Annotated in this window: 16 protein-coding genes; 13 read left to right on the forward strand and 3 right to left on the reverse strand. The window is 41.6% G+C overall.

Translation table 11 applies throughout. From position 1 onward, the window contains the following. Positions 1 to 188 precede the first annotated feature (188 nt). From GOM48_RS05090 to GOM48_RS05130, 9 genes are all read left to right on the forward strand, one after another. Entirely contained in the window at positions 189 to 1,649 is a 1,461-nt protein-coding gene (locus GOM48_RS05090; RefSeq protein ID WP_235096316.1) for an aminotransferase class I/II-fold pyridoxal phosphate-dependent enzyme, read from the forward strand. Next, positions 1,650 to 2,510, forward strand: coding sequence for a polyamine aminopropyltransferase (gene speE / locus GOM48_RS05095; protein WP_000366713.1), 861 nt, complete (start codon positions 1,650 to 1,652; stop codon positions 2,508 to 2,510). Continuing rightward, entirely contained in the window at positions 2,507 to 3,766 is a 1,260-nt protein-coding gene (locus tag GOM48_RS05100; protein WP_235096317.1) for a saccharopine dehydrogenase family protein, read from the forward strand. Before speE ends, GOM48_RS05100 begins: the two co-directional genes overlap by 4 nt. After that, on the forward strand, positions 3,766 to 4,893 hold the full coding sequence (gene nspC, locus GOM48_RS05105; RefSeq protein ID WP_235096318.1) for a carboxynorspermidine decarboxylase: 1,128 nt from the start codon (positions 3,766 to 3,768) through the stop codon (positions 4,891 to 4,893). The genes GOM48_RS05100 and nspC overlap by 1 nt, the downstream gene beginning before the upstream one ends. Further along, positions 4,890 to 5,975, forward strand: coding sequence for an agmatine deiminase (gene aguA / locus GOM48_RS05110; protein ID WP_235096319.1), 1,086 nt, complete (start codon positions 4,890 to 4,892; stop codon positions 5,973 to 5,975). The genes nspC and aguA overlap by 4 nt, the downstream gene beginning before the upstream one ends. 9 nt (positions 5,976 to 5,984) lie before the next feature. Continuing rightward, positions 5,985 to 6,860: an N-carbamoylputrescine amidase gene (gene aguB, locus GOM48_RS05115; RefSeq protein WP_235096320.1), complete on the forward strand. Its 876-nt coding sequence runs from the start codon at positions 5,985 to 5,987 to the stop codon at positions 6,858 to 6,860. A 144-nt stretch (positions 6,861 to 7,004) separates the two neighbouring features. Further along, positions 7,005 to 7,742 carry a TraX family protein gene (locus tag GOM48_RS05120; RefSeq protein WP_235096321.1) on the forward strand — a complete coding sequence of 246 codons (738 nt, stop codon included), beginning with the start codon at positions 7,005 to 7,007 and terminating at the stop codon, positions 7,740 to 7,742. A gap of 106 nt (positions 7,743 to 7,848) precedes the next feature. Beyond that, positions 7,849 to 8,547 (forward strand): response regulator transcription factor, encoded by a 699-nt coding sequence (locus GOM48_RS05125; protein ID WP_235096322.1) that lies wholly within the window; start codon positions 7,849 to 7,851, stop codon positions 8,545 to 8,547. Further along, positions 8,547 to 9,425, forward strand: coding sequence for a sensor histidine kinase (locus GOM48_RS05130; protein WP_235096323.1), 879 nt, complete (start codon positions 8,547 to 8,549; stop codon positions 9,423 to 9,425). Before GOM48_RS05125 ends, GOM48_RS05130 begins: the two co-directional genes overlap by 1 nt. A gap of 38 nt (positions 9,426 to 9,463) precedes the next feature. Here the strand turns inward: GOM48_RS05130 and GOM48_RS05135 are convergent, their stop codons facing one another. From GOM48_RS05135 to GOM48_RS05145, 3 genes are all read right to left on the reverse strand, one after another. Next, a complete protein-coding gene (locus tag GOM48_RS05135) occupies positions 9,464 to 10,216 on the reverse strand; it encodes an ABC transporter permease (protein ID WP_235096324.1) in 753 nt (250 codons plus the stop codon). 10 nt (positions 10,217 to 10,226) lie between these two features. Next, positions 10,227 to 11,135 (reverse strand): ATP-binding cassette domain-containing protein, encoded by a 909-nt coding sequence (locus GOM48_RS05140; protein WP_235096325.1) that lies wholly within the window; start codon positions 11,133 to 11,135, stop codon positions 10,227 to 10,229. A 139-nt stretch (positions 11,136 to 11,274) separates the two neighbouring features. Then, a complete protein-coding gene (locus GOM48_RS05145) occupies positions 11,275 to 12,084 on the reverse strand; it encodes a Cof-type HAD-IIB family hydrolase (RefSeq protein WP_235096326.1) in 810 nt (269 codons plus the stop codon). 146 nt (positions 12,085 to 12,230) lie between these two features. Here GOM48_RS05145 and GOM48_RS05150 point away from each other — a divergent pair, with 146 nt between their 5' ends. The 4 genes from GOM48_RS05150 (at position 12,231) to addA (ending at position 20,136) form a co-directional block, all read left to right on the forward strand. Then, positions 12,231 to 12,692, forward strand: a complete 462-nt coding sequence (locus GOM48_RS05150) for a MarR family winged helix-turn-helix transcriptional regulator (protein WP_235096327.1) — start codon at positions 12,231 to 12,233, stop codon at positions 12,690 to 12,692. Next, positions 12,685 to 13,104, forward strand: a complete 420-nt coding sequence (locus GOM48_RS05155; RefSeq protein WP_235096328.1) for an EVE domain-containing protein — start codon at positions 12,685 to 12,687, stop codon at positions 13,102 to 13,104. Before GOM48_RS05150 ends, GOM48_RS05155 begins: the two co-directional genes overlap by 8 nt. A gap of 106 nt (positions 13,105 to 13,210) precedes the next feature. Continuing rightward, positions 13,211 to 16,486 (forward strand): ATP-dependent nuclease subunit B, encoded by a 3,276-nt coding sequence (gene rexB, locus GOM48_RS05160; protein WP_235096329.1) that lies wholly within the window; start codon positions 13,211 to 13,213, stop codon positions 16,484 to 16,486. Continuing rightward, a complete protein-coding gene (addA, locus tag GOM48_RS05165; protein ID WP_235096330.1) occupies positions 16,483 to 20,136 on the forward strand; it encodes a helicase-exonuclease AddAB subunit AddA in 3,654 nt (1,217 codons plus the stop codon). Before rexB ends, addA begins: the two co-directional genes overlap by 4 nt. The last annotated feature ends 3 nt before the right edge of the window (positions 20,137 to 20,139 follow it).

A 20,139-nucleotide genomic window follows, 5' to 3' on the forward strand; every position in this document is an offset into this window, starting at 1 on the left:
GATCAATAAAGTACGTAATATTTGCTACTAGAGAGTTAGGAAACATCGGGAACAGACATACTCAACAGAAACCAAAATAAAAACGTCAGAAGATTGCAGAGCAGGTGAAAACCTGCTCTTTTTTCATAAGTCAAGCTTTGGTCGCCTTCATTTTTTTAGGCGCTAAAAATATGGTAAAGGAGTATGTCTTGATAAAATTAGATCAGAATCAGGCCCCTATTTATGAAGGTCTGATTAAGTTACGAAAGAAAAGGATTGTTCCCTTTGATGTACCAGGTCACAAGCGGGGACGCGGAAATCCAGAACTTGTTGAATTGTTGGGAGAAAAATGTGTTGGCATTGATGTCAATTCTATGAAACCCTTGGATAATCTAGGCCATCCCATTTCGATTATTCGAGATGCAGAGGAGCTGGCTGCGGATGCTTTTGGAGCAGCGCATGCCTTTCTCATGATTGGTGGAACAACATCATCTGTTCAAACTATGATTCTTTCCACCTGCAAGGCTGGAGATAAGATTATTCTGCCGCGAAATGTTCACAAATCTGCTATCAATGCGCTGGTTCTATGTGGTGCCATTCCCATCTATATCGAGATGAGTGTAGATCCTAAAATTGGCATCGCTTTAGGTCTTGAAAATGACCGTGTTGCACAGGCCATCAAGGAACATCCGGATGCTAAAGCTATCCTAATCAACAATCCTACCTACTATGGTATTTGTTCAGACCTCAAGGGTTTAACGGAAATGGCTCATAAAGCTGGCATGCTGGTTTTAGTAGATGAAGCTCATGGAGCGCATTTGCATTTTACAGACAAATTGCCACTATCTGCTATGGACGCTGGCGCTGATATGGCGGCGGTCTCTATGCATAAGTCTGGTGGGAGTTTGACCCAGAGCTCCATACTGCTTATCGGGGAGCGTATGAATCCTGAATATGTTCGACAGATCATTAACCTGGCCCAGTCTACATCTGCCTCTTACTTGTTGATGGCAAGTCTTGATATTTCACGTCGTAATCTAGCTCTTCGTGGTAAAGAGTCTTTTGAGAAGGTTATTGAACTATCCGAGTATGCTCGTCGTGAAATCAATGCTATCGGTGGTTACTATGCCTACTCAAAAGAGTTAATAGACGGTGTGTCGGTCTGTGATTTTGACGTGACCAAGCTGTCAGTCTACACTCAGGGTATTGGCTTAACAGGTATCGAAGTTTATGACCTCCTGCGAGACGAATATGATATTCAGATTGAGTTTGGGGATATCGGGAATATCTTGGCTTATATTTCCATCGGCGATCGCATCCAAGATATAGAGCGTCTGGTCGGTGCTTTGGCTGATATTAAGAGACTCTATTCAAGAGATGGAAAGGACTTGATTGCTGGAGAATATATCCAACCAGATTTAGTGCTGTCTCCTCAGGAAGCCTTCTATTCAGAGAGAAGAAGTTTGACCTTGGATGAGTCTGTTGGACAGGTCTGTGGGGAATTTGTCATGTGCTATCCTCCAGGGATTCCAATCCTAGCACCAGGTGAACGTATTACACGAGAAATTGTGGATTATATCCTATTTGCCAAAGAACGTGGTTGCTCCCTCCAAGGGACGGAAGATCCAGAAGTCAATCACATCAACGTTATTGATAGAAAGGAGAACTAGATGGATTTGTGGTTTTCTGAAGTTCATACTCCAGATGTGAAATTATCTTTGAGAACAGCTAAGCAACTCTACGCTGGAAAAAGTGAATGGCAGGATATAGAAGTATTAGATACTCCCGCTTTTGGGAAAATATTAATCTTAAATGGCCATGTCTTGTTTTCAGATGCAGATGATTTTGTCTACAATGAAATGACCGTCCACGTACCGATGGCTGTCCATCCCAATCCAAAGAAAGTCTTGGTTATAGGGGGTGGCGACGGCGGAGTTGCCCAAGTATTAACACTCTATCCCGAACTGGAGCAAATCGATATCGTGGAACCAGATGAAATGCTTGTTGAGGTTTGTCGTGAGTATTTCCCAGACTTTGCTGCAGGGCTAGATGACCCTCGTGTTACGATTTATTATCAAAATGGACTGAGATTTTTGAGAAACTGTGAGGATGATTACGATATCATTATCAATGATGCGACGGATCCATTTGGACATACGGAAGGGCTCTTTACCAAGGAATTTTATGGAAACAGTTACAGAGCTCTCAAAGAAGACGGTATCATGATTTATCAGCATGGTAGTCCTTTCTTTGACGAAGATGAGTCAGCTTGCCGAAGTATGCACCGCAAGGTCAATCAAGCCTTTCCAATCAGTCGGGTTTATCAGGCGCACATCCCAACCAGTCCAGCTGGCTATTGGCTATTTGGATTTGCATCGAAAAAATACCACCCTGTTAAAGATTTTGATAAGGAAGGCTGGAAAAAACGCCAGCTTTTCACAGAATACTACACTGCAAACTTACATGTGGGAGCCTTTATGTTGCCTAAGTATGTAGAAGACATTTTAGAAGAAGAGGAAGGGAAAAAATGAGTCGTCTATTAGTTATCGGATGTGGGGGTGTTGCCCAAGTTGCTATTTCAAAGATTTGCCAAGATAGCGAAACCTTTACAGAGATTATGATTGCTAGTCGTACAAAGTCAAAATGTGATGATTTAAAGGCTAAATTAGAAGGCAAAACAAGTACAAAGATTGAAACAGCTGCTCTTGATGCTGACAAGGCAGAAGAAGTGATTGCCTTGATTGAAAGCTACAAACCAGAAGCCGTTTTGAACGTAGCACTCCCATATCAAGACTTGACCATTATGGATGCTTGTTTGGCTACAGGTGTCCACTATATAGATACTGCCAACTACGAGGCTGAGGATACAGAAGACCCTGAATGGCGCGCCATTTATGAAAAACGTTGCAAGGAACTTGGTTTTACAGCTTACTTTGACTACTCATGGCAGTGGGCTTATCAGGAGAAATTCAAAGAAGCAGGTTTGACAGCTCTTCTTGGTTCTGGTTTTGACCCAGGTGTGACCAGTGTCTTTTCAGCTTATGCTCTCAAACACTATTTTGATGAGATTCACTATATCGATATTTTAGACTGTAATGGTGGTGACCACGGTTATCCGTTTGCGACTAACTTCAACCCAGAAATCAATCTACGTGAGGTTTCTGCGCCAGGTTCTTACTGGGAAGATGGAAAATGGGTCGAAGTCGAAGCAATGTCTATCAAGCGTGAGTACGATTTCCCTCAAGTTGGACAAAAAGACATGTATCTCCTTCACCATGAAGAAATTGAATCATTGGCTAAGAACATTCCTGGAGTCAAACGGATTCGTTTCTTTATGACTTTTGGTCAATCTTATCTAACGCACATGAAATGCTTGGAAAACGTTGGTCTCCTTCGTACGGATGCTATTAACTTTAACGGTCAAGAAATCGTTCCAATCCAATTCTTGAAAGTCTTGCTTCCAGATCCTGCTAGCCTTGGACCACGTACTGTTGGTAAGACCAATATCGGTTGTATCTTTACAGGTGTCAAAGATGGCGTTGAAAAGACCATCTACATCTACAATGTTTGCGACCATCAGGAATGTTACTCAGAAGTTGGTTCACAAGCAATTTCTTACACGACAGGCGTTCCAGCCATGATTGGAACAAAATTGGTTATGAACGGAACATGGAAACAACCAGGAGTTTACAACCTTGAAGAATTGGATCCAGATCCATTTATGGAAGCTTTGAATGAGTATGGTTTGCCATGGGTTGTGGTTGAAAATCCACAAATGGTGGACTAATGAAGCTAGAACAAGTACCCACACCAGCCTATGTTATTGACCTAGCCAAGTTAGAAGCAAACTGCCGTATCCTAAAATATGTTCAAGAAGAAGCTGGTTGCAAGGTTTTGCTTGCCCAGAAGGCATATTCCCTCTACAAAACCTATCCCTTGATTAGCCAGTATCTATCAGGTACAACAGCTAGTGGACTCTATGAGGCCAAGCTAGCTAGAGATGAGTTTCAAGGTGAAGTCCATGTCTTTGCGCCAGCTTTCAAGGATGCAGACTTGGAGGAATTGCTAGAGATAACGGACCATATCGTCTTTAACTCTGAGAGACAGTTGCGTAAGCATGGTTCGCGTTGTCGTGAGGCTGGTATCAGTGTTGGTTTACGTCTCAATCCTCAATGTTCAACACAGGGTGACCATGCGCTCTATGACCCTTGTGCACCTGGTTCTCGTTTTGGCGTTACACTAGATAAAATTCCTAGTGATTTGCTGGATTTGGTGGATGGTCTTCATTTTCATACTCTTTGTGAGCAAGGTTCAGAGGATTTAGAGACAACTTTGAAAGCAGTAGAAGAGCAGTTTGGTTCCTATTTGCATCAAGTTAAATGGCTCAATATGGGTGGAGGACACCACATCACAAGAGAAGGTTACGATGTGGATTTGCTGATTTCAGAAATCAAGCGTATCCGAGAAACTTACAATCTTGAAATCTATATCGAACCGGGTGAAGCCATTGCGCTCAATGCAGGTTATCTAGCAACTGAAGTATTGGATATTGTCGAAAACGGTATAGAAATCTTGGTTTTAGATGCCTCTGCGACCTGCCATATGCCTGATGTACTTGAGATGCCCTATCGTCCACCTTTGAGAAATGGCTTTGAGGCACAGGAAAAAGCCCATACCTATAGACTTTCTTCTAATACCTGTCTGACAGGAGATGTGATCGGTGATTATAGCTTTGAAAATCCAGTTCAAATCGGTGACAGACTTTATTTCGAAGACATGGCAATTTATTCCTTTGTCAAAAATAATACCTTTAATGGTATTGGATTGCCAAGTCTCTATCTCATGGACGAGCAGGGTGAGTGCAACTTAGTCAAATCTTTTGGTTATCAAGACTTTAAAGGGAGATTATCATGATGGACAGTCCAAAAAAATTAGGCTATCGCATGCCAGCAGAGTACGAAGCTCATCATGGAACCCTCATGATCTGGCCGACTCGACCAGGTTCATGGCCCTCTCAAGGAAAAGATGCTAAAAAAGCATTTAGCCAGATTATCAAGACCATAGCAGAAGGGGAAAGAGTTTATCTTTTGGTGGAGCAGGACCATCTATCTGAAGCCCAATCCTATCTAGAAGATAGCGTTGTTTATCTAGATATTCCTACCAATGATGCCTGGGCGCGTGATACAGGTCCGACGATTCTCGTAAATGATAAAAGAGAAAAGCTGGCCGTCGATTGGTCTTTTAATGCCTGGGGTGGTGCAGTCGATGGCCTCTACCAAGATTATGAAGATGATGACCAAGTAGCCAGTCGTTTTGCTGAGGTCTTGGAAATGCCTGTTTACGATGCCAAACCTTTTGTACTGGAAGGCGGAGCGATACACAGCGATGGTCAAGGAACCATTCTTGTGACTGAAAGTTGCCTTCTGAGCCCAGGTCGCAATCCTCATCTCAGTAAAGAGGAAATCGAAAACACCTTATTAGAGAGCCTTGGCGCTGAAAAAGTTATTTGGCTTCCTTACGGTATTTATCAGGACGAAACCAATGAACATGTTGACAATGTTGCTGCCTTTGTTGGTCCTGCGGAACTTGTCTTAGCTTGGACAGATGATCAAAACGATCCCCAGTATGCTATGTCTGTAGCTGATTTAGCTCTTTTAGAGAAGGAAACGGATGCAAAAGGTCGTCCCTTCACTATTCATAAACTTCCAATCCCAGCGCTTCATCAAGTTGTAACCGAAGAGGATTTGTCAGGCTACATCTATGAAGAAGGTGAAGAGGAGCGATATAAGGGCGAGCGTCTTGCGGCTTCCTATGTCAATTTCTATATCGCCAACAAGTCTGTCTTAGTCCCACAGTTTCAGGATGTAAACGATCAAGTAGCCTTAGATATCCTCAGTAAGTGTTTCCCAGACCGTAAAGTTGTCGGAATAGCAGCTAGAGATATTCTTCTAGGTGGTGGCAATATCCACTGCATCACCCAACAAATCCCTGAATAGGAGAAAAAGATGAGAAATGTAAGAGTTGCAGCAATCCAGATGCAATGTACCAAGGATGTGGCAACAAATATCCAAACAGCGGAGCGTTTAGTACGTCAAGCTGCAGACAAAGGCGCACAAATCATTCTCTTACCAGAGTTGTTTGAACGTCCCTATTTCTGTCAGGAACGCCAGTATGACTACTACCAGTATGCCCAGTCAGTGACAGAAAATACAGCCATTCAGCATTTTAAGGTGATTGCTAAGGAACTACAGGTTGTTCTACCGATTAGTTTCTATGAAAAGGATGGCAATGTCTTGTACAACTCAATCGCCGTCATTGATGCAGATGGAGAGGTACTGGGCGTTTATCGGAAGACACACATACCAGATGACCATTATTATCAAGAAAAGTTTTATTTCACGCCTGGCAACACTGGTTTCAAGGTTTGGGATACTCGCTACGCTAAGATTGGGATTGGTATCTGTTGGGATCAATGGTTCCCTGAAACAGCGCGCTGTCTTGCGTTGAATGGGGCAGAATTGCTCTTTTACCCAACCGCTATCGGTTCAGAACCTATCTTAGATACGGACAGTTGTGGTCACTGGCAACGTACTATGCAAGGGCACGCAGCAGCTAATATTGTCCCAGTTATTGTAGCCAATCGTTACGGTTTGGAAGAAGTCACTCCTAGTGAGGAAAATGGTGGACAAAGTTCCAGTCTTGACTTCTACGGTTCATCCTTTATGACAGATGAAACAGGCGCTATTTTAGAGAAAGCTGAAAGACAAGGTGAAGCTGTTCTGTTAGCGACCTATGACCTTGACAAGGGAGCAAGTGAACGCCTCAACTGGGGACTGTTTCGTGATAGAAGACCAGAAATGTACCAACGAATTACGGACTAGAAGGTAACTTTCATAATAAACTTTTGATATTCACGCCTGTCTTACAAAAATGTAAGATAGGCTTTTTAAATGTAAGATGGGTGTACGATTATACGTGGAGATGTATGCTATACTCTATGTAGATCAAAAAGAAAGAGGTTTATTATGAAAAAATGGAATGCGACACAGCTGAAGTATCTGATGGCGACAGTAATGGTTCTGGACCATATTCCCCATATCACAGGGATCGTTTCTCCTCTGTGGGAAGGTATTTTCCACGCCTTGACTCGTTGTGTGGGAGTCTGGTTTGCCTATATGGCTATGGAAGGTTTTATCCATACTCGAAATCTGAAAGACTATCTCATCCGCCTCTGGTCTTGGGCGCTTATCATGTTTGCTGGAAATAGCCTCCTCAATACCCTATTTGCATCCAAAGGGGTAATGGTCAATAATAACATTTTCTTGACTTTGGCCATCGGTGTCACCATGCTTTGGATTGGTTTTCCTCGAAAAGAGCTGGATAAAAAAGAGAAGTTGTGGCGTCGGATTGGAGTTGCTGGGCTTTTGATTTTCGGTTGTCTTTTTACTGAGGGTGGTATCACTATGCTACCATTTCTCTTGATTAGTTACTCTTGTCGAAATCGTAAGGGATTGCGAAATCTCCTCTATACTCTCCTTTGGGCCTTTCTATTAGTGACTTCTATCCATACCTATGATACTTGGTACCAAACCTTGGAAATGATGCTTTACAATTCTGACTGGCTCTTTATCACCGTCTTTCCTTTCATGGCCTTGTATAATGGACAGCGAGGAAAGGAAACCAGCTGGAGTAAATATTTCTTTTATATTTTCTACCCAGCCCATCTATGGATTATAACCTTGATTGCTTATTTGGTTAAGTAGATTCAATTTTCATTAGCTCCTTCTTGCTTAAAATGTGAGAGGAGCTTTTCTGGATCTGGAATTCCTAATAAAACATGTTATAATGGTTTTAGAAAGGACGAGGTTTATGGCGAGCATACTTGTAATTGAAGATAATAATGAAATCCAGGAAATCTTAAGAATCCTTCTTGCAGAGGAACACGAAGTGATTCAAGCATTTTCTGGTACAGAAGGTATAATGCAATTTGACAAAGGTGGCATTGATCTCGTTTTGCTAGATATCATGCTCCCTGGGAAAAATGGCGACCAAGTCTTGCAAGCTATTCGACAAACTAGTCAGACTCCGGTCATCATGCTTACTGCTTTGGGTGATAAAAAGCTCATCAGCCAATATCTCCTAGATGGTGCCAATGATTACATAGTAAAACCTTTTGATTTGGACGAAGTCTTTGCCAGAGTCACTGTGCAATTACGCCAAAGTGGTGAATATCAGTCAGAAGATCGAAGAGAAATTAATAACCTCGTGCAAAACTTTAAAAATATCCAGTTCGATGCGGATAGTTTTGAAATAAGCAACTCTACTGAAATCATTCGCCTTGCAAAGAAAGAGTGTCAGATTCTTCAAATGTTGCTCCATCATCCTAAAAAGATCTTCACCAAAGAAGAACTCTATGAATTAATTTGGGAAGAAAGTTACCTGCCTGGAGACAATACGCTCAACACCCATCTAAGCAATCTCCGTAAAAAACTGCATCAACTGGATCCAAATCACGAGTACATCGAAACCATTTGGGGAGTTGGTGTTCGATTAAAAGGAGATAAGTAATGATTTACAGTTTGATATCTCTGTTGCTCCTTATCAACATCATTTTGGCGATTTCTTTGATTCGCTATCATATAGCAATTAGAGATTTAAGCAGACAAATCGAAGAAAAGATTCGCTCTGGTAGCATGAAGAGGATCGGTGTAAATTTCTTTTCAAAGACCATTTTGCGTCTACATAACCAAATTGAGAATCTATTTCAAGAGGTAGAGCAAAATCAGCTAATCATGAAGCGTGAAAAACACACCCTAGATATGGCAATCAGTAACATCGCTCATGATATTCGGACACCTTTGACAATCGCTTCAGGATATACTCAACAACTAATAAAACACCCCGATAATAGTTCAGAAACCTTAAATAAAATAGCCCATCATCAGGATTTGGTTTCCAAACGTTTGGAGACTCTCCTCGAATACCGTCATTTGATGGAAGGTGCAGTCAAACCGAAACTGGAAGAGCTTGATTTATCAACTTTTATAACGAAAAAGACTTTAGCCTATTACGACGTTTTTCAATCTTCACATATTGTTCTTGATTTTAATGTTGAACCAGGATTGAAAACGACGACTGATGAGGACTTGCTTGATCGAATTATACAAAACCTCCTTGGAAATGTTCTCAAGCACGGCAAGGAGAAGGCTCGACTTTCTTTGAAAAAGGAAGAAAATAGGCTTGTTTTGGAAATTGATAATCTAGTCAAAAAACCTATCAAGAATATAGATAATCTCAGCAATCGTTTTTATTCTGAAAATATGTCTGATACCGAAGAATCCTCTGGTTTAGGTCTCTATATTACTGAGGAATTGGTTCATCTTCTTGGAGCGGAAATGAAGCTAGCCACTGATGGAGAATGGTTTTCGGTCTTTATCTATCTTTAACAGAAGAAACCTCCTCTATATCCTAGAGGAGGTCCTTTTTATAAGCTTTTCTTCTTGAAAACAGTTAGTCCACTGAGAGAAAAGAAAAGTATGATAGCGATGCAAACCGTAATGGTATAGAGAACGGATTGACTATCAGCAGTCATGGCATAGGCAAAATTTAAGCTCAGATATCGTAGAATTTCAATGTCTGGGAAAACAAGCATTGGCATAGAAAGGATGATAGAGCTAATCAGATAACCAATAAATACGGCAAGATAAGAATGAGTTAGGTAGAGAATAAAGGAAATAATCGAAAGCCAAGCGAGAAGGCAGAGAAATTGAAGGGAAATCATTAAGAGGAGATTGGCAATAAAACCATCAGGTATCGTACCAAGTCCGTTTAGTAGAGTTGAGGGAACAAAAGCAATCACAAGGCTGGCGATGAGTTGTAATAGAGCGATGCTTGCTAGAACAAAGGATTTAGCGAAGAAAAACTTTGTACGAGAAACGCCAACTGTCAAACTATTTTTATAGAGCTTGCCGATTAAATCCACTCCGAGAACTAAACATGTTAGTATAATGCAGAGAAAAACGAGGTTTGAATCATTGCTAGACGCATTGATAAGAGCTTCTATCCCATTCCAACCATGGGTAGGAGTCTCTGGTGGTGTTGTATTTACTGACATTAAATGTCCTGTAGCCCCGATAGTGGCACCCATTAGCAAGAGGACAAAGAGAATGAATTCTGTAATCCAAAATCCTTTGGAGCGGAAAAGACGGTAAAAATCTGCTTGAATGGTATGTATCATGATTTTTCTCCTATTCTACCAATTGTGTGAAGTATTCTTCTAGGTTTTGACGGGCAAAGTATATCTCATCAATAGCAACATCGGCCAAAGTTAGTTGCTTAAGAATCTGTTTGACATCTTGTTCATTTCCAAAGATATGGATTTCATTTTCAGGGTTTACAACCTTAAACTGAAGCTGGATTTGTTCTTTCAATACCTGACAAGCTCTTTCTTTGTCGCTTGTTTTAAGCACGATATAATCCTCACTTAGTGTTTCAAACTCAGCTTTACTGATTTCACGGATAATCTTACCTTGATCCAAAATTCCAAAGCGATTAGCTAGGAGATAGAGTTCTGACAAGATATGGCTAGAGATGAGGATAGTTATGCCTTTTTCTTGATTGAGCCGTTGAATCATCAGACGAAATTCTTTGATCCCAATTGGGTCGAGACCGTTAATGGGTTCATCAAGAATCAGGAAGTCAGGTTTGGATAGAAGGGCAATGGCGATGCCAAGTCTTTGTTTCATTCCTAGTGAGAAATCACGAAAGACTTTTTTCCCTGTATCTGACAAACCAACATAGTCCAAGGTCTCATGAATCACCTTATCAGCATTTGGAATATGACGTATCATACAATAATATTTAAGGTTTTGATAAGCTGTTAAGTGATTGTGAGCTACAGGTGATTCGATAACAGAACCCACTCGAGATAAAGCCTTGGTCCACTCATTTTGTTCTTGGCTAGAAAAGAGGGAGACTGTGCCTTTGTCCGCAAATAATAATTGTGTAATGATTTTAATAAGAGTAGTTTTACCTGCTCCATTTTTTCCAATTAGACCATAAATATCTCCCTCTTTTATGGTTAGACTAAGATCTTGAAGAATAGCTTGTTGGCCAAATTGTTTGGTCAGTCCATGAATTTCGAGTACTGTTTTCATGATTTTCTCCTTTTGATTTATTTTCTAACTTTAGTATAAGGTATAGAAATCAAAGAAACATCAAGTAATTCTAAAGAGTTTCTAAAGTTTTCTAATTTTAAAAAAACAAAACCCAGTTGATATGAACTGGGCCTCTCAATTATAAAATATACTTCTCAATGGCACGCGCAACGCCGTCTTCTTCGTTGCTGGCTGTGACGTCGTTGGCAAGAGATTTGACATAATCGCTGGCATTTCCCATAGCAATGCCAAGTCCTGCAAACTGAAGCATTTCGATATCGTTATTGGCATCACCCATGGCCATAATTTCTGAAGGCTCGATATTCAAAATCGCTGCTAGTCGAGAAAGAGCAGTAGCTTTGGTAGTCCCAAGAGGCATCGCTTCATAAATAACAGGCTGCGAACGAACTCCACTGAATCGTTGGCAGAGTTCCTCAGCGAACCGTTGTTCAAAATCGTCTGTTTGTTCTTTTGTTCCTAAAAACATACCTTGGAACATTCGATATTTGCCACTGGTCGCTTCCTCAAGGGAAATTTCAGTCAGGTCTGAAAAGACTAGCTTGGCATCATTTTGAACAATTTGATTAGGCTTGCCACCGAGGACAAAATAATGTTTCTCATCAAAAAGAGTTAACTGGACGTCGCTCTTTTCTGCTAAGTCATAGAGGTATTCGATGTCAGCTGGGCTGAGTTCTTGCCAGTCAACTAGCCCCCAGTCACTGGTCTGGTGAGTTGAACAACCGTTATTGACGATGACATACTCGTTCTGGAGGTCTAGTCCCAGTTTTTTGTAGTAGGGGAGGACACCGAAAAGTGGGCGACCCGTACAGAGAACCAGTTTGACACCTTTTTCAATAGCTTGATGAATAGCAGTGATGTGGGTTTGTGGGATTTCCTTGGCTTCGTTAAGGAGAGTTCCGTCCATATCCAAGGCTAGTAGTTTAATCATAAGACTTCCTTTTCTAGGTGTTTTACTTTTATTATAGCATATAGACTATGAAATGTCTGACAGAATTGTAAAATTCGGCTTTCCTTTTCTTGAAAAAGAAAATAAAATCTTATATAATATGTATACTTAATATTTAAGGAGAAATAATGTCAAAGTATCACTTTAATTCAATTTACAAAAATGATGAAACAGAATCTACAGGTCTTCTTTTCATCAAAGTCTACAACAAGTGGGAAAGCAACTTAAAAAGAGTCTTGAAATCAGTTGGCCTCACTTTGCCCCAATTTATCGTTTTGACTTCGCTCTTGTTTCTGACCAATAGAGAGGAATATGTAACGCAAGTTGATATTGCTCGGTTCTCTGGTATGGATGTCATGACGGTTTCCCAGATTGCTAGACTACTGGAGAAGAAAGAATACATTAAACGCGATCAACATCCAAAGGATAGTCGGGCAAAACTAGTCTCAGTGACGAAGTCTGGCGCGGAGAAGGTCAATCAAGCTTTACCTTTAGTAGAAGGTGTTGATGAAGTATTTTTTGATAAACTATCTAACGATAGAGAAGTTTTTAATCGCATGTTAGTAGAGTTGGAGGATAAAAATGCCTAGATATTGGGTCGGAGTTGTTTCGAAGAACCATGTTTTAAGAGGAGTTGAAGGAAATTTTTGCCAGGTCTGTCATGGAAAGGGCGGCCCCTTAAACCGTATGAAAAAAGGTGACTATCTTTTATACTATAGTCCAAAATACGATATGAACAGTCAAGATAAGTTACAGGCTTTTGTGGCTGTAGGTAAGATTATAGATGACAAAGCCTATCAAGTAGAGCAGTTTGAAGGATTCTTTCCCTTTAGACGAAATGTCGAGTATTATCAACCAGTCAAAGATTGCTTCATAGAAATAGCCAGACAACATCCTGAATGGAGAGACTATACTTCTCGACTTCGTTATGGACATTTTGAAGTTTCAAAAGACTTTTTTCTCTATATCTTTCAGCATATGAAAGTGGATGATGAAGGATGATTGATTTGCTAATTAAATGATTGTCAACTAGAATTTTGGATTTGGACTGTGAAGCGAACTTTGCTATAATAGAGTAAGAAACTTTGATAAAGCAAACGAGGCTGAGATGAAATTACTTTATACTGATATTCGGACTTCTTTGACTGAAATTCTAACCAGAGAGGCAGAAGAGCTAGTTGCTGCAGGCAAGCGTGTTTTCTACATCGCACCCAACTCTCTTTCATTTGAAAAGGAACGCGCCGTGCTGGAATGCTTGTCCCAGCAGGCTTCTTTTGCGATTACCGTCACGCGTTTTGCTCAGATGGCTCGTTACCTGGTCTTGAATGATTTGCCAACTAAGACGAGTCTAGATGACATCGGGCTTGGGATGGCTTTTTATAAATGCCTTGCGGGACTCGATCCCAAGGACTTACGTGTTTATGGTGCTATTAAGCAGGATCCTCAATTTATCCAGCAGTTGGTTGAACTTTATCATGAGATGACGACTGCTCAGATGAACTTTTTAGACTTGGAAAGTTTGACTGATGAGGATAAACGAGCAGATTTACTCTTGATTTTTGAGAAAGTTACTGCCTATCTTAATCAAAACCAGTTGGCTCAGGGGAGTCAGTTGTCCCATTTGATTGAGGCTATTGAAAATGGCAAGGTAAGTAGTGATTTCAGTCAGATTGCCTTGGTTATTGATAGCTTTACCCGTTTTTCTGCCGAGGAAGAGCGTGTAGTAGATCTACTCCATCGAAAAGGTGTCGAGATTGTCATTGGTGCTTATGCAAGCAAGAAGGCCTATACCAGTCCGTTCACTGAAGGGAATCTCTACCAAGCCAGTGTGGAATTTCTTCATCATTTGGGGGCAAAATACCAAACACCTGCGCAAGACCTTTCTCAATCTCATGAAAAGATGGATAGTTTTGACAAGGCCTCTCGTTTGCTGGAGTCTTCTTATGATTTTTCAGAACTCACTTTAGATGTCGATGAGAAGGACCGTGAAAATTTGCAAATCTGGTCTTGCTTGACGCAAAAAGAGGAGTTGGAATTGGTAGCCCGCAGCATCCGTCAACAATTACATGACAATCCAGAACTGAGTTACAAGCATTTCCGTATTCTCTTGGGTGATGTGGCTTCTTACGAGTTATCACTGAAAACCATTTTTGACCAGTACCAGATTCCTTTCTATCTTGGTAGAAGTGAATCCATGGCCCACCATCCCTTAACCCAGTATGTCGAATCTATTTTGCGTTTGAAACGCTACCGTTTTCGTCAGGAGGATATGATTAATCTTCTTAGAACTGGTTTGTATACTGACCTTAGCCAAGCGGATATTGATGCCTTTGAGCAATATCTCCGCTATCTTGGCATCAATGGCTTGCCAGCTTTCCAGCAGACCTTCACCAAATCCCACCACGGAAAATTTGATTTGGAACGTTTGAACGCAATTCGTCTGCGCGTTTTGGCGCCACTTGAAACCTTATTTGCCAGTCGGAAGCAAAGGACTGAAAATCTCTTGCAAAAGTGGAATGCTTTTTTAAAAAATGCTGCTTTAAGCAAGCAGATGCAAGAATTGACAGCTACTATGGAACTTCTAGAACAGGAAAGACAAGCCGAAGTTTGGAAAGCCTTCTGCCATGTTTTAGAACAATTTGCGACCGTTTTTGCTGGTTCACAAGTTAGTCTGGAGGATTTCCTAGCCTTGCTCCATTCTGGGATGAGTTTGTCCCAGTATCGCACCATTCCAGCGACAGTGGACACTGTTCTGGTGCAGAGTTACGATCTGATTGCCCCTCTGACCGCTGACTTTGTCTATGCCATCGGGCTGACTCAGGATCATTTACCAAAAATTGCGCAAAACACCAGCCTGTTAACAGACGAAGAAAGACAAAGCCTAAACCAAGCGACTGAAGAGGGAGCGCAATTACTGATTGCAAGTAGTGAAAACCTCAAGAAAAATCGCTACACCATGCTTTCTTTAGTCAATGCTGCCCGTAAGCAGTTGGTCTTGTCGGCTCCAAGTCTTTTTAACGAAAGTGAAAGTAAAGAATCTGCCTATCTTCAAGAGCTGATCCATTTTGGATTTAGTCGGAAAGAGAAGAGGATGAATCACAAAGGGCTGTCTAAGGAAGATATGGGTTCATATCACAGTCTCTTGTCTAGCCTTGTTGCCTATCATCAGCAGGCAGGTTCTAGTGAAAATGAGCAAGATGTGACCTTTGTCAAGGTTCTAGCACGTGTGATGGGGAAAAAACTTGATCAGAAAGGTCTTACCAATCCTGCACTCCCAACTAGCCCAAGCAGCAAGCCATTAGAAAAAGAGACCTTGCAGGCTCTTTTTCCAGCTAACAAAGAGTTTTACCTATCTACCTCTGGTTTGACGGAGTTTTACCGCAATGAATATAGTTATTTCCTCCGTTATGTCTTAGGTTTGCAGGAAGAATTGCGCCTTCGTCCGGATGCTCGCAGTCATGGGAATTTCTTGCACCGTATTTTTGAACGTGCCTTGAAACTGCCTGATGAAAATCCGTTTGACCAGCGTTTGGAACAAGCCATCAAGGAAACCAGCCAAGAACGCGAATTTGAAGCTATTTATCAAGAAAGTTTGGAAGCCCAGTTTACCAAGGAAGTTCTGCTTGATGTTGCGCGGACAACTGGCCATATTCTCCGCCATAATCCAGCCATTGAAACCATCCAAGAGGAGGCAACATTTGGTGGCAAGGACCAGGCCTTTATTCAATTGGATAATGGTCGGAGTGTCCATGTACGAGGCAAGGTTGACCGTATTGACCGCCTGAAAGCTGATGGAGCGCTAGGAGTAGTGGACTACAAGTCTAGTTTGACCCAGTTCCAGTTTCCTCATTTCTTTAATGGTTTAAATTCCCAGTTGCCAACCTATCTTGCTGCCCTAAAAAAAGAAGGGGAACAGAACTTTTTCGGCGCTATGTACCTAGAAATGGCAGAGCCTGTCCAATCTCTGTTGACCGTTAAGAGTTTGGCTGGAGCAGTAGCAGAAGCCAGCAAGTCAATGAAATACCAGGGGCTCTTTTTAGAAAAAGAAAGTAGTCATTTGGGAGAATTTTACAACAAAAACAAGGCCAATCAGCTGACAGATGAGGAGTTCCAGCTCTTACTAGACTATAATTCCCATCTTTACAAGAAAGCAGCTGAGAAGATTTTACAAGGCCAGTTCGCTATCAATCCCTACACAGAGAACGGCAGAAGTATTGCCCCATACGTCCAGCAACACCAAGCCATCACTGGATTTGAAGCCAATTATCACTTGGGACAAGCCCGTTTCCTTGAGAAGTTAGAACAGGCTGATGGCAAGCGTCTGGTCGGAGAAAAGCTCAAGCAAGCTTGGTTTGAAAAAATGAGAGAGGAGTTGAATCGATGAAGCCCATTTCCTTTTTAACTGAGGAAGAAATTCAAAAATTGCAAGAAACAGAAGCGCATTCGAACAAGGTACAAAAGAAAACTGCCGAGCAAATCCAAGCCATTTATACGGCAGGGCAAAATATCCTTGTTTCAGCGTCTGCCGGTTCAGGGAAGACCTTTGTCATGGCCGAGCGTATTCTGGATCAATTAACTCGTGGTGTAGAAATCAGTCAACTCTTTATCTCGACCTTTACCGTCAAGGCTGCTACAGAACTAAAAGAACGCTTGGAGAAAAAAATCAGCCAACAAATCCAAGAAACCAATGATGTCGATCTCAAACAACACTTGGGACGCCAATTGGCAGATCTACCAAACGCTGCCATCGGAACCATGGATTCCTTCACACAAAAATTCCTTGGCAAGCATGGCTATCTGATTGATATCGCACCGAATTTCCGTATTTTACAAAACGAAAGTGAACAATTGCTCTTAAAGAACGAAGTTTTTCATCAAGTCTTTGAAGACCATTACCAAGGTGAGAATAAAGAGAAATTTAGTCGTTTGGTGAAGAACTTTGCTGGACGTGGCAAGGATGAACGAGGTTTGCGCCAGCAAGTCTACAAAATCTATGATTTTCTTCAATCCACCAGTAGCCCCCAAAAATGGCTGAACGAGTCTTTTCTCAAAGGGTTTGAAAAAGCTGACTTTGCAAATGAAAAAGACAAACTAACTGAGCAAATCAAACAGGCGCTTTGGGACTTGGAAAGTTTCTTCCGTTATCATCTGGATAACGATGCCAAGGAGTTTCCCAAAGCTGCCTATTTAGAAGCTGTTCAACAGGTTCTGGATGAAATTGGCTCCTTAAATCAAGAGTCCGATAGCCAAGCTTATCAAGTAGTGCTTGCGCGTGTTGTCGCCATCTCTAAGGAGAAAAATGGTCGTGCTCTAGCCAATTCCAGTCGTAAGGCTGAATTGAAGCCACTGGCTGATGCCTATAACGATAAGAGAAAGGCGCTGTTTTCTAAACTAGGACAACTAGCAGACCAGATAACGATTCTCGACTACCAAGAGCGTTATCATGAAGACACCTGGGAGCTAGCTAAAACTTTCCAAACCTTCATGGGTGATTTTGTGGAGGCTTATCGTGAACGTAAACGCCAGGAAAATGCTTTTGAATTCGCTGATATCAGTCATTACACCATTGAGATTTTAGAGAATTTCCCACAAGTCCGCGAGGCTTATCAGGAACGATTCCATGAAGTCATGGTTGATGAGTATCAGGATACTAACCACATTCAAGAACGGATGCTAGAATTGCTGTCGAATGGCCACAATCGCTTTATGGTGGGGGATATCAAGCAGTCCATCTACCGTTTCCGTCAGGCAGACCCACAGATTTTCAATGAGAAATTCCAACGCTATACGAAAAATCCTCAAGAAGGCAAGTTGATTCTTCTTAAAGAAAATTTCCGTAGTAGTTCAGAAGTGCTGTCAGCAACCAACCATGTATTTGAACGTCTCATGGACCAAGAGGTCGGCGAAATCAACTATGACAGCATGCACCAACTTGTTTTTGCCAATACCAAACTGACTCCTAATCCAGACAACAAGGCAGAATTTCTCCTCTACGATAAGGACGATAGTGGGCAAGAGGAAGAAGAGAGCCAAGCAGAAACGAAACTCACTGGGGAAATGCGCCTAGTGGTCAAGGAAATCCTGAAGCTCCATCAAGAGAATGGTGTAGCCTTTAAGGAAATTGCCCTTTTGACTTCCAGTCGCAGTCGAAATGACCAGATTCTCCTCGCCCTGTCTGAGTACGGGATACCTGTCAAAACCGACGGTGAGCAAAACAATTATCTCCAATCCCTAGAAGTACAAGTCATGCTAGACACCCTTCGTGTCATTCACAATCCCCTGCAAGACTATGCCTTGGTAGCACTTATGAAGTCTCCTATGTTTAGCTTTGATGAGGACGAGTTGGCACGCTTGTCCCTTCAGAAAGTAGAAGATAAGGTCCAAGAAAATCTCTATGAGAAACTGGTCAATGCTCAAAGACAGGTAACTGATCAGAAAGAGTTAATTCACAAGGACCTAGCTGAAAAACTAAATCAGTTCATGGATATCTTGGATTCTTGGCGCTTATATGCCAAAAACCACTCTCTCTATGACTTGATTTGGAAGATTTATAATGACCGTTTTTATTATGACTATGTTGGGGCTTTGCCAAATGGTCCAGCCAGACAGGCCAATCTCTACGCCCTAGCTCTTCGCGCTGACCAGTTTGAAAAGAGTAATTTCAAGGGCTTGGCGCGTTTTATTCGTATGATTGATCAAGTCTTAGAGGCTCAGCATGATCTTGCAAGCGTAGCCGTCGCGCCGCCTAAAGATGCCGTAGAACTCATGACCATTCACAAGAGCAAAGGATTGGAGTTCCCTTATGTCTTCATCCTCAATATGGATCAGGACTTCAACAAGCAAGACTCGATGTCAGACGTCATTCTCAGCCGTCAAAATGGGCTTGGTGTCAAATACATTGCCAAGTTGGAAACAGGAGCAGTGGAAGCACACTATCCTAAAACCATTAAACTCTCTATTCCTAGCCTGACCTATACGCAGAATGAAGAAGAATTACAATTGGCTAGCTATTCAGAGCAGATGCGTCTGCTGTATGTTGCCATGACGAGAGCTGAGAAAAAGCTCTATCTTGTTGGCAAGGGTTCTCGTGAAAAGCTGGAAGCAAAGGAATACCCAGCAGCAAACAATGGAAAATTAGATTGCAATACCAGACTGCAAGCAAGAAATTTCCAAGATTGGATCTGGGCTATCAGTAAAGTTTTTACCAAGGACAATCTCAACTTTAGCTATCGCTTTGTTGGTGAAGACCAGTTGACTACAGAAGCTATCGGGGAATTGGAAAACAAGAGCCCTTTAAAAGACAGCTCTCAAGCAGACAACCGCCAGTCAGAAATCATCAAAGAAGCCCTTGAAATGCTGAAAGAGGTGGAAGTTTATAATACTCTTCACCGCGAAGCCATTGAACTACCAAGTGTCCAAACCCCAAGTCAAATCAAGAAATTCTATGAACCCGTTATGGATATGGAAGGGGTACAAATTGCTAACCAAACTCAATCACCGAAAAAGCAAATCAGCTTTGATTTGCCAGATTTTTCAACCAAAGAAAAGGTAACAGGAGCTGAGATTGGTAGTGCCACTCATGAACTCATGCAGAGAATTGACCTTAGTCAGCAACCAACACTTGCTAGTCTAACAGAAACACTCAAACAAGTTCAGACTAGTCCAGCTGTGAGAGACAAGATCAATCTTTCTAAAATTCTCGCTTTCTTTGACACACCACTTGGTCAGGAGATTCTCGCTAATACCGACCATCTCTACCGCGAGCAACCTTTCTCCATGCTCAAAAAAGATCAAAAGAGTCAGGAAGACTTTGTTGTCCGTGGTATCCTTGATGGCTATCTACTTTATGAGGATCGCATCGTTCTTTTCGACTACAAAACAGACCGCTATGATCAACCAAGTCAACTCATAGACCGCTATCGTGGTCAGTTAGCCTTATACGGAGAAGCCTTATCACGAGCCTATTCGATTGAAAATATTGAAAAATACTTGATCTTACTCGGCAAAGACGAGGTTCAAGTTGTAAAAGTATAACCT

It is taken from the genome of Streptococcus oralis (genome assembly GCF_021497885.1).
GTDB lineage: Bacteria > Bacillota > Bacilli > Lactobacillales > Streptococcaceae > Streptococcus > Streptococcus oralis_BQ.